The sequence below is a fragment of the Paenibacillus sp. lzh-N1 genome, from assembly GCF_002872435.1.
In the GTDB taxonomy this organism is placed as follows: Bacteria; Bacillota; Bacilli; order Paenibacillales; family Paenibacillaceae; genus Paenibacillus; species Paenibacillus polymyxa_C.
In genome coordinates this window covers 5,584,570-5,599,089 of sequence record NZ_CP025696.1, presented here as the reverse complement: position 1 = coordinate 5,599,089, position 14,520 = coordinate 5,584,570, and the positions used below count along the sequence as shown (strand labels likewise).

Genomic DNA, 14,520 nt, shown 5'->3' with positions numbered 1-14,520 from the left:
TGGAAGAATAGAACTGCATGGTGAAAGCGGGAGGGAAATTATGTCCTATGAATATGCAGAAACCTTGTTAAATCGCAGAGGCATTCAGATCGAGTCCATTGCGGACATTGTTTTTCAGCTTCAGCTAAAATATTATCCTCATTTGACTATGGAAGAATGTGTAGAAAGTGTCAAAGCGGTTTTGCAAAAGCGAGAGGTACAATATACACTGCTGACAGGCATTGCGCTTGATGAGCTGGCCGAAAAAAAACTTCTTCCCCAGCCACTTCAAGCCATTATGGAGGCAGACGAACCGCTGTATGGAGTGGACGAGACAATGGCTCTTGGCATTACGAGCGTGTACGGCATGATCGGCTTAACCAGTTTTGGCTATCTGGATAAAGAAAAGATTGGAATTATCGAAAAGCTGAACCAAAAAGGCAGTGGTATTCATGTGTTTTTAGATGATCTTGTCGCCGGATTGGCTGCCGCCGCTTCTTCGCGTATTGCCCATCGGAGCCTTCATGCCAAGCATTATCCTGCATCATTGGATGTTTAATTGGCCTGAATAAACAGAATTAATGATTTTCTAGGCCCTCCGACGGAACTTGAATGATCAGGAGGGCTTTTGTTGCGGGAAAAAAGTAAGGTATGTTATCATGAGTCTATTATATGGGCTCAAAACTTGAGGCTTAGGGGGTAGAAACAAGGCATGTGGACGGTGATATATATTGCACCGACGGCCAGACTGGCTGACATGATTAAGCTCAAACTGTCTGAAGAAGGTTTTATGGTGCAGACCCGGGCCATCAGTGCATCCAAGCAACAGTTTGAGATACTTGTGCCTTCGGGTGAAGTCGAAGAAATACAGGAAGTGCTGAATTCGATTTTGCGCCCTTGAGTCCGGAACGGCGGAAGTGATACAGCAGCATGAATGGAACAAAGGATGCACGATCGGCGGTAATGTTGTATTAACTGGCGTTGACGTGTGTATGAACATAATGCTTAAGAGGTGCCGCATCGACGGCAGAGGACCTTGTATCGGTTACGGCTGACAAATAAACGGCTGGAGAGGTGTAGTTGTGTTTAAAGATTTATTCCAAAAGAAGCGTAAATACGCGACCATCCCTTCGGAACGGGCGCTGAGCGGCGATCAAGCGGACATGCCGGATCGTCCCAAACGGGAAATTCCCGAAGGTCTTATGACCAAATGTGGCAAGTGCGGAAGTATTCAATACAGCAAAGAGTTGGAGAAAAATTTGAAAGTGTGTCCGGTGTGCGGATACCATATGCGTTTGAATGCGATGGATCGCATTCGTATGGTGCTCGACGAAGACACGTTTACGGAATATGATGCCGATATGATTTCGGTTGATCCGCTGGACTTTCCGGGATATGCAAGTAAGTTGGAGCAACAGACCCTGAAAGCTGGCCTGCGCGAGGCTGTCGTTACGGGCGACGGCCTTATTCATGGGCTTCCTGTTGTCGTAGCGGTGATGAGCTTTGACTTTTTTACAGGCAGTATGGGCTCAGTCGTAGGAGAGAAAATTACGCGCGCCATTGAGCAGGCGATAGACAAGCGCTTGCCGCTTATCATCTTCTCCACATCCGGTGGGGCACGTATGCAGGAAAGTATTCTGAGTCTGATGCAGATGGCCAAAACAAGCGCTGCTCTCGCTCGTCTGGACGAGCAGGGATTGCTTTATATTTCTGTGATCACTGATCCGACTACAGGTGGAGTCTCCGCCAGCTTTGCTATGCTTGGAGATATTATTATTGCAGAGCCAGGTGCTGTGTTCGGTTTTGCAGGTCGTATTGTAATTGAGCAAACGATCAGACAGAAGCTGCCGGATGATTTCCAAACTTCCGAATTTAATTTGCAGCACGGACAATTGGATATGGTTGTACATCGCAAGGAACTGCGTGATACCCTTGGGCAATTGCTTGATCTGCACAGTGTGAAAGGGGAGGAATAAATGGCTGGCGAATTGCCTTATGAAAAGCCCCTGGTCGAGATGCGACAGAAGATCGAAGAACTTAAGCAATTCGGACAGGATAAGCAAATTGATTTTACAGATGAAATTAACCGCCTGGAAGAACGTTATCTCCAGATGGAAGAAGAAATATATTCTAACATTACAGCATCGCAAAAAATGCATCTGGCCCGCCATCATCAAAGGCCAACGTCCCTTGATTTGATCGAGCAGGTGTTTACGGACTTTATTGAATTGCATGGCGACCGCTTGTTCGGAGACGATCTGGCGGTTGTGGGCGGGATTGCCAAGCTAAATGGTATTCCGGTGACCGTCATTGGCCAGCAACGTGGTAAGGATACGAAAGATAACATTGCACGCTTTTTTGGTAGTGCCCATCCGGAAGGATTCCGTAAAGGCTTGCGGCTGATGCAGCAGGCTGACAAATTTAAGCGTCCTATTATTACATTTATTGATACGAAGGGCGCTTATCCGGGTAATACAGCAGAGGAGAGAGGTCAATCGGAAGCGATTGCCCGCAATTTGCGGGAGATGGCAAAGCTTTCGGTGCCTGTTATTTGTGTGGTCATCGGCGAGGGGGGAAGCGGCGGTGCGCTTGCGTTTGCAGTGGGTAACCGTGTGCTGATGCTGGAACATGCTATTTATTCGGCCATTTCTCCAAACGGCGCAGCCTCGATTCTATGGAAAGATGCTTCTAAGGCAGATCAGGCAGCTGAAGCGATGAAGATCACCGCTAATGACCTCCTGCGCATGGAGATTATCGAGGGTATTGTGCCAGAGCCGAAAGGGGGCGCACATCGTAACTATGAAGTGACTGCTGCTGCAATCAAGGAGTTATTAGAACGCCATTTGGCAGACCTTACGAATATGAGCTGCGATGAATTGAGAGAAGACAGGTATCAAAAATTCCGGAAAATAGGTCAATATACTTTCTTAAAACCTTCGGAATCTGAACCTATGTTGTAATACGCTGGAAACGGGTAACAATAAATATGACGAACTTCCTATACAAATAGGAAAAAGTGTAGTAGATTTAATTGTTGGAAAAAGATATAAAGAGTAGCACCTTTGAAAACGGAGGAAAAACCCAAATGCGCAAAACTAAGATTGTATGTACCATCGGTCCTTCCAGTGAATCATTGGAAAATGTGAAGAAACTGATTATGGCTGGTATGAACGTAGCCCGCCTGAATTTCTCTCACGGTGATTTCGAGGAGCATGGCAACCGGATTAAAAACATCCGTCAAGCTTGTAAGGAGCTTAACAAAAATGTTGCTATTTTGCTCGATACGAAGGGGCCGGAAATCCGGACAGGAAAGCTCGAAGTTGAACCTATTGAGCTTGTTCAGGACGAGTTCATTACGCTGACAACGGAAGAAATTCTCGGTACGCAAGATCGTATCTCCATTACGTACAAGGATCTTCCCTCGGACGTGGAGCCCGGCTCCACCATTCTGATCGACGATGGTCTGATCGGACTCACCGTTATTGAAGTATCAGGCACTGAAATCAAATGCCGCATTGTCAATGGCGGAACGATCAAAAGCAAGAAAGGCGTTAACGTTCCAGGCGTTGCTATCTCATTGCCTGGTATTACGGAGAAAGATGCTAATGATATCATTTTTGGTATTGAGCAGGACATTGATTTCATCGCAGCTTCTTTTGTTCGTAAAGCAAGTGATGTACTGGAAATCCGTGAATTGCTGGCGAAGCACAATGCAAGCCACATTCAAATCATTTCCAAAATAGAAAATCAGCAAGGTGTTGACAACCTGGATGAAATTTTGGAAGCTTCGGATGGTCTGATGGTTGCCCGTGGTGACCTCGGTGTGGAAATCCCTGCTGAAGAAGTGCCTCTGGCGCAAAAATTGATGATTAACAAATGTAATGTAGCTGGCAAGCCTGTTATTACAGCAACACAAATGCTGGATTCCATGCAACGTAACCCGCGTCCGACTCGTGCGGAAGCAAGTGACGTAGCCAATGCTATTTTTGACGGAACAGATGCAATTATGCTGTCCGGCGAAACAGCTGCTGGGAAATATCCGGTAGAATCTGTACTGACAATGTCACGTATTGCCGAAAAAGCTGAGTCTTCTCTGAACTACCGCGATTTGTTCAAAAAACAAAGAACGGCGCAAGAAATTAGTATTACAGAAGCAATCAGCCAATCCGTTTCTATTTCTGCTCTTGACCTGCATGCCAAAGCAATCCTGACGTCCACACAAAGCGGAACAACGGCGCGTATGATCTCTAAATACCGTCCAGAAGCTCCAATTATCGCTGTGACAACACAGGAAAGAACAGTTCGCCGTTTGGCTCTGATCTGGGGCGTACATGCAGTACAAGGCAGACCAATCGTCGACACAACAGATAGTCTGTTTGACAATGCGCTGGAAGGTGGTCGCAAATCTGGCCTCGTTAAAGAGGGCGATTTGGTTGTGATTACAGCGGGCGTACCTCTTGGTGATTCCGGTTCCACGAACCTGATCAAAATTAGCTGCGTTCCAGCACAAGCGTAATTGTAGTCTCCACGAAGTAATACTGGGACGGCATCTACTCGTTACAGTAAGCAAAAGAGCATTCAGGTCAATAAGGCCTGGATGCTCTTTTTTTTGTTAGCTAGTCCTTATTCCTTCTCGTCGTATAAAATCAAGGAATGCCTGTTGCATCATGTTCTTATGTGTATTTTGTTGATACACGATGTTTATTTGATAATGGCTCTTTGTGCTGTCAGTTTCGGGATAAGGAAGCCATTCCACCGAGGGGATAGTATGATCCTCGCTACGAACTCCGCAGGCAGGAAAGAAGGCAAGCGCTTCTCCACCACTAACCACTTGCTTTACTGCTTCCCAAGAGTTGATTTCCAGATGGGATTTAACTAGCGAGGAATAGGAATCTACAACGGATGCCCCGCTATATTTTACCCATATGTGTTTATCCAGCGTATCGGCCCCATTGATGTCCAGTGACTTGGATGTCTCTGCCGATGCAGAGCGGATAATTCCCACCTGATCTGAAGCCACTGGTTCTGCCACAGTATTCTCCAGAAGAGATTCTCCATCGTCGAGAAAAGCAAAATCAACTTCTCCGTCTTTCAGTAGCTGCTTGATTACATCCGGAGATTGAATTTCTAACTGAATACGACATTCTGGATATTGTTGAGCAAAATCAGCCATGATAGTCGGGAGAAGATACATGCCTGAAATCGACTCTGCGCCCAGATGTAAGAGGCCCTGTGATTGTTCTGTCATTTCATCTACAGCTTGTCTGGCTTCTTGCTCGAGAGAGAGAATCTGCTTTGCGTAAGGCAACATTTTTTTACCAGCCTCAGTTAGCATAATTCTGCCTTGTTGGAGAGTGAACAGGGTCGCACCCATTTCCTTTTCCAGACTTTTCATATGAAAGCTGACGGTGGGCTGTTTGATTTGCAAAGTTTCGGCAACCTCTGTTGCTTTATGGAATTTGTCGATCAGCACTAAGATGCGCAATTTTAAAATATTCATGGAATCGAACAATTCTCCTTACTTGATATTTATGCGTGAATTCACACTATAGATTAATTATATACTGAAAAACAATTTATCTATCAATATTTTATATTTGTTTTACAAAACCTAGTCGTTCGTCTAACATTCCAGGCCTACAATGTAAAAGTGTTGATGGTCATAAATAAAAAACCGTCACTTAACTAAGGGGAGGACAATAAAAAATGTTGAAAAAATGGCCGTTCATTCTGATGACTCTCACCATGGTATTTGCACTTGCAGCTTGCGGATCAGGTAACAATGCTGCACCACAAGGAGACGCTGCTGCAGGAACAGACAATAAAGCAGCTGCTGAACTGACAGGTAATATTCTGGCTGTTGGCTCCACTGCACTTCAACCATTGGTAGAGCAAGCGGGACAAAAATTTATGGCTGTCGATAAATATAAAGGCATTGCAGTTCAAGTGCAGGGTGGCGGTAGCGGTACTGGCTTGACTCAAGTTTCCGGTGGACAAGCGGATATCGGTAACTCTGACGTGTTTGCAAAGGAAAAACTGGAGAGCGGCGCAGAAGAGTTGGTCGATCACCAAGTAGCAGTTGTAGCCATGTCAGCGGTAGCGAATCCTAAAGTAGGCGTAACAGACCTGAAGAAAGATCAACTGGTACAAATCTTCACAGGTAAAATTACGAACTGGAAAGAAGTTGGTGGTGCAGATCAAAAAATCGTGATCGTGAACCGTCCAAGCAGCTCCGGTACTCGTGCAACCTTTGAAAAATATGCGCTGGGACAAAAAACGGAAGATCTGCCAGGCTCCATCCAGGAAGATTCCTCTGGTACTGTGAAAAAGCTGATTGCTGAAACACCTGGTGCGATTGGTTACCTGGCTCTGTCCTACATCGACAACACAGTTACTGCTTTGAAGTATGACGGTGTGGAAGCTAACGTTGAAAATGTAGAACAAGGTAAATATCCAGTGTGGGCATATGAGCATATGTACACCAAGGGTGAGCCAAAAGAACATGTAAAAGCATTCTTGGACTACATTCTGTCTGATGAAATCCAAAAAACAGACGTTGTAGACTTGGGATACATTCCGGTATCAGGTATGCAAGTGAAACGTGATGCTGACGGTAATATCACGAAATAAGGAGAGCGATCTCCTGTTCGGATGCACGCAGCTAACGCGAGTATATTCACGAAGAAGAGGCGGACTAGCGTCCGGCCTCTATTCTTCGGTTAAAGGAGTTACAGTATGGAACCAATTGAAGGGAAGGCATACATGGAACAGAATAAACGATCCCGAGTTATGAAAGAAAGACATTACTGGGAAGAATGGACCGGCCGCATCTATACGTCGGTTTGTGTCGTTTTTTTAGTTGCAGTCATTGTCTCCATCGTATATTTTGTTGCCTCCAAAGGTGTAGCTACATTTGCGGTGAATGGAGTCAGTCTGCGAGAATTTTTCTTTGGAACCAAATGGAGCCCGGATGGCGAGCCCAAGTCCTTCGGCGCGCTTCCGTTCATTACGGGTTCTTTTGCCGTAACCATATTAGCGGCCTTAATTGCCAGTCCGCTTAGCTTGTGTGCAGCTTTGTTTATGACGGAAATCGTGCCAAAATCGGGTAAACGCATCCTTCAGCCTGCCATTGAATTATTATCCGGCATTCCGTCGGTTGTCTATGGCTTTGTCGGCTTGACCGTAATCGTCCCACTGCTGAGAAACGTGTTTGGGGGACAAGGCATCGGTATTCTCGCAGGTTGCCTTGTGTTGTCAGTTATGATTTTACCGACAATTACGAGTATTATGGCGGATGCGTTGTCTTCTTTGCCGGGAGGGCTGCGTGAATCCTCTTATGCGTTGGGTGCTACCCGCTGGCAGACGATTGCCCGTGTTATTATTCCGACGTTGCTGCCTGCTCTTTTAACAGGAATTATTCTCGGTATGGCTCGTGCCTTCGGAGAAGCATTGGCTGTACAGATGGTTATCGGGAATGCTCCGCACATACCGCATTCCTTGCTGGAATCCGCTTCGACCTTGACCAGCGTCATTACACTTAGCATGGGCAACACAGCGATGGGCTCTGTTCATAACAATGCACTCTGGAGTATGGCGCTTGTTCTTCTGCTCATGACATTCATTTTCGTGCTGCTGGTTAGGCTGCTTGAAAGGAGAAACCGGGTTTGATGAAAGCTAAAACGACCGACAAGATCGCTACATTTGTAATCTGTTTCTTCGCCTTGTTCATTGTTGCACTTTTGGTGGGATTACTGGGCTTCATTTTGGCCCGCGGAGTTAGCCATATTTCTTTTGATTTTCTAACCAGTGCTCCGCAAACGTTACGTGCAGGTGGCGGCATTGGTCCGCAACTGTTTAATTCTGTATTTTTGCTAATCTTAACTTTGATTATTACCATTCCAATTGGCTGGGGCGCCGGCATTTACATGGCGCAATATGCAAAGCCGGGGAAAATTACGGACTTCATACGACTTGTCGTTGAAGTATTGTCCTCGTTCCCGTCGATCGTCATTGGATTGTTTGGACTATTACTCATCGTAAATACGTTTGATTTTGGCTTTTCCCTCTTGTCAGGGGCTCTGGCTTTGGCCGTATTCAATCTGCCGCTGATGGTTCGCACAACGGAGCAGGCTTTCCGCGCTGTACCGAAGGAGCAAAAGGAAGCCGGACTTGCGCTTGGATTGTCCAAGTGGAAAATCATTACCTCCATTTTGTTGCCAGCTGCGCTGCCAAGCTTGATTACGGGTACCATCTTGGCCGCAGGCCGCATTTTCGGCGAAGCCGCCGCATTGCTGTTTACAGCAGGGATGAGTACGCCGCCGCTTGATTTTACCGATTGGAATCCATTGCATGCCAGATCGCCTATTAATCCGATGCGGCCTGCTGAAACATTGGCTGTTCATATTTGGAAGGTCAACAGTGAAGGTATTGCTCCTGACTCCAAAGATATCGCGGCAGGCGCTTCTGCGGTATTGGTGCTGCTGGTACTGGTCTTCAACTTGAGTGCAAGATGGTTCGGAAGAGTCGTTTACCGTCGGTTGACAGCTGCCAAACGAATGGATTAGAAAGGGGATGGAGAACAATGGAACATGTGATTACACGAGCGGCAAAAACCGCCACACCAGCAACATCCGTTCAGTCTACGCGTTCAGAACAACTTGCGGGGCAAGCGCCACATCCGTTCAGTACTGAGGATTTGAGTATTTATTACGGAAGTTTTGAGGCCGTGAAAAAAGTAAACTTAGCTTTTCCAGAGCAGACCGTGACCGCCCTGATTGGGCCTTCCGGCTGTGGTAAATCGACTTTTTTGCGTTCCCTTAACCGAATGAATGATGAGATTGCGTCTTCATCGACAACGGGACATATTTGGATGGACGGACAGGATTTGACCGCGCCAGAGACGGACGTGATCAAGCTGCGTCAGCAAATTGGCATGGTGTGGCAGCGGCCTAACCCTTTTTACAAATCGATTTATAATAACATTGCCTTCGGTCCTAAATACCGGGGAGTGCGTAAAAAGAAGCAGCTTGATGAAATCGTCGAAAGCAGCCTGCGTAAGGCGGCATTATGGGATGAGGTCAAGGATCGTCTTCACGATTCCGCTCTTGCTCTGTCTGGCGGGCAACAGCAGCGGCTTTGTATTGCACGTGCACTTTCTGTCCAACCGAAAATTCTGTTGCTTGACGAGCCAGCTTCCGCGCTGGACCCTGTGTCTACAGGCAAGGTGGAAGAGCTTATTACCGAATTGAAAAAAGAACTGCGCATCGTTATTGTGACGCACAATATGCAGCAGGCTGCACGGATTTCCGATTATACGGCTTATTTTTATGTCGGAAGTTTGGTTGAACATGGGAAAACAAATGATATTTTCACCAATCCTGAAAACGAGTTGACTCAAGAATACATCATGGGTCGCTTTGGATAAGCCGTGCAGTTTGGCGACTTGTTATATATATGAAACATAAAAAAACATCTTACTAATCTAGTATTGGTAAGATGTTTTTTTATGTTAGTTTAGTAAACTCTTACATTTGTATATAATAAAATATATTGATTATTTGGTTATATTTTCATATAATACATGTGTTTAATAGTTCTTGTAATACCACAATCCAATTAAAGGAGAGGTTTGCAATGAGGTTTAACGTTAAAAAATCTGTCAAATGGATTGCTTTTTCTGGAATGGCTATTACCCTAACAACTTGACTTGTTAGCCCTTCATGGGCAGCAGCTGAGCAGAATTTGACTGATGCAGGTGCTAGTGTTACCCAGGCCGTGTACAATGATGCAAACGTTTACAAAAATGCTGTTGTTCCATTGGCTAGTGTGAATGTGAGTAGTTTGCTGGACAAGTATCGTGATTTTAGTAAATTTTCTACAGGGAATACATCCAAGGACACTACGCTTGCCTTGAATATTGTATCGTGGCAATTGCCGCATGGCGGATTCTTCAAAGCGATGGAAAAAAATTATAAATCCAAATGGGATGGCAAGGCAGCTCGCTCTACATGGAAGAGCAAGGATGGTGTTGAACTCGGAACGTTTGATAACGAGGCCACGACAACCGAGATCCGCTTTTTAGCGGATGTATACAAAAAAACCAAAAACAAAGACATTAAGAACAGTGTACAAAAAGCAATTGATTTTGTATTAACCTCTCAATATTCCTCCGGTGCTTGGCCGCAGGTATATCCTAAACGTGGTAATTATTCTGATGCCGCAACCTACAACGATGATGCAATGGTTAGAGTGATGGTACTGGCAGATGACATTGTAAACAAAAGGCAGCCGTTTGATAGCGATATTCTTGACAATACATATCGCTCCAGACTTCAGCAGGCTCTGAATAAAGGCGTACAGTACACAATTAAAGCTCAAATTGTAAACAATGGCACACCGACAATCTGGGGAGCACAGCATGATCCGGTTACTTATGAATCTGTACCTGCGCGAGCATTCGAGCTTGCTTCCAAAACAACTACGGAATCGGTAGGCATTACAGCCTTCTTGATGTCTCAACCGCAGACGGCTGAGGTGAAAAAGGCTGCTCAGAGTGCCTTGAAATGGTTTGATATGAATCGGATCGACGGTATGAAATACAACCGTCAAGGTCCGGAGTTTTTCCAAAAGGATGCATCAAGCGTGATGTGGTATCGTTTCTACAATGTGGAGGACAATAAGTATTTCTTCTCAGACCGAGATGGCAAAAAGTATACGGACATCATGAAAATTAGTGAAGAAAGACGACTCGGTTACGCCTGGGCGGGAAGTCAAGCGAAGAGCTTACTGAAACTGGCTTCGGAAAGTGGATATTATAAACTGTCCAAGCCGTTGCCACAATAATAAAGCCATCATTGTAAATGCTTTGAGAGGGGGGGGCCGTATGGTTCGGCCCTCTTTTTGTTCCCAGGCGGTAAATATGGTTTAATGGAGAGAGGGCAAAATAGAGATAAAGATGCACAAAGATAGGAGAGCTTGTATGACTCAAGAGGAGAAACAAACGCAACTACGATGGTATGGCGCACCTCTACGTGTCCGTTATCAGGAAAGCGACCAGATGGGGGTCGTGTATCATGCGAATTATTTAAACTGGTTTGAGATCGGGCGTACGGAAATGATCCGGCAGGCAGGCTTTAACTACCGGAGTATGGAAGATCGGGGAGTTTTGCTGCCAGTTATTGAAATCAATGCGAAATATGCGAGTCCTGCTCGATATGATGATTTAGTTACTATTTATACCGCTATTACGGACTTCTCCAGACTACGTTTGAACTATACTTATGAGGTTCGACGGGTAACGGAGGAGGAGCACCAAAAGAATGTGGGAAAGGTATGGACAGAGGCTGACACGCTGCCGGGAGAACTGCTGGTCACAGGAACGACACGACATGTGTGGCTGAATACCGACTGGAAGCCCGTTCGGCTCGATCAGGCACTACCTGAGTTGTACACTGCGTTAAGGTCTGCTTTTGCAGGCGGGGAGGGACAGAAGTCATGATGATGCGTAAACGTCTGTGGCTGTTGCTGCTGCTCATTCCTTTGGCGGAGCTGTACGGGTTTATATGGGTAAGTCACTGGATTGGAGCGGGGAAAACTATTCTGCTCATTATTCTGACGACCTTGATTGGCGCTGCCATGATGCAATTTGAAGGCCGAAAGGTGATTGCCGATGCCAAAAATGAAATGAATCGGGGCCAAATGCCCGGCCGTAAAATGCTAGATGGATTATGTGTGTTTTTCGGTGGGAGCTTGCTGCTCATCCCTGGATTTATAACGGATATTATTGGTTTTACGTTGGTATTTCCTTTAACACGAGTATTGTACCGACGTTTTTTATTAAAGTGGCTGGAGAAAAAAATGAAAAACGGCAGTATTACATTTCGGCGCTTTTGACTGAGCTGCCGTTATCCCCTATCCATGACTAACGGACTCTTCCAGCAAGAATATAGTTGCGCAAGTCCTGAATGACATTTGCGCGATTTAGTGCATCAAGGACGATGAGTGATACAGGTCCGATAATGAGTCCTAAAGCGCCAAACAGCTTGAGCCCGATGAACATACCGATGAGGGTGGGAAGCGGGTTCAATCCCACGCTGCTGGCCAGCACCTTAGGCTCCACGATCTGCCGTCCAATCAACAGGATGGCATATAGGATCGACAATCCAACCCCTAGTGCTAAATTCCCTGACATATACGCATACAGTATCCACGGAATCATCACAATGCCAACCCCTAAATAAGGTAACAAATCCACCAGCCCGATCATCAAACCGATAGTAAAGGCCGATTCCACACGCAAGATGAACAGCCCAATGATAACCGTTAATGCCGTAATGGAAATGATAATAAACTGTGCACGCAAATAGCCGTACAATGCTTTACGCAGATCGTGCCAAATATCTGACAATGGTTTGCGGATCGTATCTGGAACCGTATTCGAAAGTATCCGATAATGTCGATCCCAATCCTTACTAATAAAAAAGGCCGATAATACAATAACCATAAGCACAGCTCCCATATTAGGCAGAGAGGTTAGTAAATTCAAAACCCCATTAAAAAATTGACCAACTAGCGTAGTAACAGCCGAACTGACGGTTTGAGTCGTTTTATCAATATTGCTGTTGATGGTGTGTTGGTAATCGGGATTATCCCGAATAAAATGGTTGATTTCAATAATTATATTTTGGATCAAATCGCTTTGAGTCCAATCAATAAACAGGCTTTTAAAACGCTCGATATGCCCGTCAAAAGTCATGGCCAGCTTAATCACTTCTCGAACCATGCGGGTGATTGCAGCAGACAGGATGATTGCGATTCCGCCTAAATATACAAATAATGAGACCGTGACAGCTGCCCAACGCGGCATACGAGCCTTGTTACGCAAAAAAACGACCAGTGGGTTCATAGCATAGGCCACAAGCCAGGCGAATAGGAAAGGATAAACGAGAGGGAACAGCACATATATGCCCAGCAACAGAGCTACAATCACGATTACGACCCATAGAGCACGTAATATGCGATTCAGGATTAACCGGCTCAAGCGCTCACGACTCCTTTCTTTTCGATGGTGTCCCTTAAAATCAGTGCTCTACTATACTTATGCGGGGAGAGGGTAAGACAAGACCTATGTAAAAAAGTGCAAATGAGCTCATATTTTTTGTAAGGGGTTTCAAAAATTTCTTTATAGAAGCGATAAAACATTTGAATGTGTTGGAATAGCCCTCAATGTTCACATAAACGACAAAATCCAGTATAGTGAAAGAAGGTTTAAATATTGACATATGGCGTTAACATTACTCAGCTATTTAAAAGACATATCTTACTTTTGAAAATGTTTACATTGCAAGTCCGTTCACAATGTTTTTACAAAGGAGAGATGTAACGATGACGGCGACCAAAGGTCTGGAAGGGATCGTAGCGACCACTTCCTCCATAAGCTCTATCGTAGATGGCGTTCTCACGTACCGGGGTTATAACATTGATGATTTGGCTGTTAACGCCGATTTTGAAGAGGTAGCTTATTTGTTGTGGTTTGGAAAATTACCTGACCAAGAACAATTGCAAGAGCTTCGCAGCCAGTTAAGCGACTATGCTGCTATTCCGGATGAAATTATTACTCAATTAAAGTTATACCCGAAAGAATTGAGCACGATGGCTGCCTTGAGATCAGCTGTATCGTCTCTTGCTTTGTATGACCCAGAGGCGGATGATATGTCAAGAGAGTCCAATGTGACTAAAACCGTCAAGCTTCAGGCGCAATTGCCCACAATTGTGGCAGCCATAGCACGTATACGCGAAGGCTTGGAACCAATTGCGCCTAAAAAAGGTGTTTCTATTGCTGAAAACTTTTTGTATCAGCTGACTGGCAGGGATCCGGAGGAGACGGCTATTAAAGCGTTCAATCAGGCTCTCGTGCTGCATGCCGATCATGAATTGAATGCTTCGACCTTTGCTGCGCGTGTAACGGTAGCCACTTTATCAGATATTTATTCCGGGATCACGTCTGCCATCGGGGCCTTAAAAGGACCGTTGCATGGTGGAGCCAATGAGGCTGTTGCCAAAACGTTGGAGGAGATTGGCGGTCTGGATCAGGTGGACTCCTATATTCAGGCCAAACTGGATAACCGCGAAAAAATTATGGGCTTCGGACATCGTGTCTATAAAAACGGTGATCCGCGTGCCAAGCATTTGCACAAAATGTCCCGCGAACTGGGAGAAATGAACGGCGACACTACGTTGTTTGATATGTCAGTTCGAATTGAAAGTATTGTAACAGGGCAAAAAGGCTTGAAACCGAATGTGGATTTTTATTCTGCTTCCGTATATACCCAGCTGGGTATTAAGAGGGATTTGTTTACTCCTATCTTTGCTATGAGCCGTGTATCGGGGTGGACTGCACATATTTTAGAGCAGTATGAAAATAACCGTTTGATTCGTCCTCGTGCCGAATACACAGGCCCAATGGATCAAAAATATGTGTCACCAGAGTTGCGCTAACCTTTGGAGGAAGATTGAGGTTGTATACCCTGAATTTAAAAAATA

At 45.3% G+C, this 14,520-nt stretch carries 14 protein-coding genes and 1 pseudogene; 13 read left to right on the top strand and 2 right to left on the bottom strand.

All coding sequences use genetic code 11. The features are described from left to right. Nucleotides 1–40 precede the first annotated feature (40 nt). The 5 genes from C0638_RS24880 (at nucleotide 41) to pyk (ending at nucleotide 4,495) form a co-directional block, all read left to right on the top strand. Entirely contained in the window at nucleotides 41–538 is a 498-nt protein-coding gene (locus C0638_RS24880) for a phosphatidylglycerophosphatase A family protein (RefSeq protein ID WP_013370337.1), read from the top strand. 153 nt (nucleotides 539–691) lie between these two features. Then, complete coding sequence (locus tag C0638_RS24875) at nucleotides 692–880, top strand: hypothetical protein (protein WP_007429680.1); 189 nt, start codon at nucleotides 692–694, stop codon at nucleotides 878–880. Nucleotides 881–1,061: 181 nt separating this feature from the next. After that, nucleotides 1,062–1,955 carry an acetyl-CoA carboxylase, carboxyltransferase subunit beta gene (gene accD, locus C0638_RS24870; RefSeq protein ID WP_013370338.1) on the top strand — a complete coding sequence of 298 codons (894 nt, stop codon included), beginning with the start codon at nucleotides 1,062–1,064 and terminating at the stop codon, nucleotides 1,953–1,955. Beyond that, nucleotides 1,956–2,939: an acetyl-CoA carboxylase carboxyltransferase subunit alpha gene (locus C0638_RS24865; protein ID WP_044785431.1), complete on the top strand. Its 984-nt coding sequence runs from the start codon at nucleotides 1,956–1,958 to the stop codon at nucleotides 2,937–2,939. Between the two features lie 125 nt (nucleotides 2,940–3,064). Beyond that, nucleotides 3,065–4,495 carry a pyruvate kinase gene (gene pyk / locus C0638_RS24860; RefSeq protein WP_013370340.1) on the top strand — a complete coding sequence of 477 codons (1,431 nt, stop codon included), beginning with the start codon at nucleotides 3,065–3,067 and terminating at the stop codon, nucleotides 4,493–4,495. 96 nt (nucleotides 4,496–4,591) lie between these two features. Here pyk and C0638_RS24855 read toward each other — a convergent pair whose 3' ends face one another. Beyond that, complete coding sequence (locus tag C0638_RS24855) at nucleotides 4,592–5,479, bottom strand: LysR family transcriptional regulator (protein ID WP_044785432.1); 888 nt, start codon at nucleotides 5,477–5,479, stop codon at nucleotides 4,592–4,594. 206 nt (nucleotides 5,480–5,685) lie between these two features. On the opposite strand from C0638_RS24855, the gene C0638_RS24850 reads away from it, so the two are divergent. The 7 genes and pseudogenes from C0638_RS24850 (at nucleotide 5,686) to C0638_RS24820 (ending at nucleotide 11,871) form a co-directional block, all read left to right on the top strand. Continuing rightward, on the top strand, nucleotides 5,686–6,609 hold the full coding sequence (locus C0638_RS24850) for a phosphate ABC transporter substrate-binding protein (RefSeq protein WP_013370342.1): 924 nt from the start codon (nucleotides 5,686–5,688) through the stop codon (nucleotides 6,607–6,609). 105 nt (nucleotides 6,610–6,714) lie between these two features. Then, nucleotides 6,715–7,647, top strand: a complete 933-nt coding sequence (pstC, locus tag C0638_RS24845) for a phosphate ABC transporter permease subunit PstC (RefSeq protein ID WP_013370343.1) — start codon at nucleotides 6,715–6,717, stop codon at nucleotides 7,645–7,647. Next, the gene (gene pstA / locus C0638_RS24840; RefSeq protein ID WP_013309592.1) at nucleotides 7,647–8,543 is read left to right on the top strand and encodes a phosphate ABC transporter permease PstA; all 897 of its coding nucleotides are present in this window, start codon (nucleotides 7,647–7,649) and stop codon (nucleotides 8,541–8,543) included. Before pstC ends, pstA begins: the two co-directional genes overlap by 1 nt. 17 nt (nucleotides 8,544–8,560) lie before the next feature. Further along, on the top strand, nucleotides 8,561–9,403 hold the full coding sequence (gene pstB, locus C0638_RS24835) for a phosphate ABC transporter ATP-binding protein PstB (protein WP_013370344.1): 843 nt from the start codon (nucleotides 8,561–8,563) through the stop codon (nucleotides 9,401–9,403). A gap of 209 nt (nucleotides 9,404–9,612) precedes the next feature. Beyond that, nucleotides 9,613–10,821, top strand: a pseudogene (pelA, locus tag C0638_RS24830) (pectate lyase). A gap of 136 nt (nucleotides 10,822–10,957) precedes the next feature. After that, complete coding sequence (locus C0638_RS24825; protein WP_044785433.1) at nucleotides 10,958–11,476, top strand: acyl-CoA thioesterase; 519 nt, start codon at nucleotides 10,958–10,960, stop codon at nucleotides 11,474–11,476. Then, nucleotides 11,473–11,871, top strand: a complete 399-nt coding sequence (locus tag C0638_RS24820) for an FxsA family protein (RefSeq protein WP_013370347.1) — start codon at nucleotides 11,473–11,475, stop codon at nucleotides 11,869–11,871. Before C0638_RS24825 ends, C0638_RS24820 begins: the two co-directional genes overlap by 4 nt. Before the next feature lie 28 nt (nucleotides 11,872–11,899). Here the strand turns inward: C0638_RS24820 and ytvI are convergent, their stop codons facing one another. Then, on the bottom strand, nucleotides 11,900–13,018 hold the full coding sequence (gene ytvI, locus C0638_RS24815; protein WP_025676254.1) for a sporulation integral membrane protein YtvI: 1,119 nt from the start codon (nucleotides 13,016–13,018) through the stop codon (nucleotides 11,900–11,902). A gap of 344 nt (nucleotides 13,019–13,362) precedes the next feature. Here ytvI and citZ point away from each other — a divergent pair, with 344 nt between their 5' ends. Next, nucleotides 13,363–14,475 carry a citrate synthase gene (citZ, locus tag C0638_RS24810; RefSeq protein ID WP_013370349.1) on the top strand — a complete coding sequence of 371 codons (1,113 nt, stop codon included), beginning with the start codon at nucleotides 13,363–13,365 and terminating at the stop codon, nucleotides 14,473–14,475. Nucleotides 14,476–14,520: the final 45 nt, after the last annotated feature.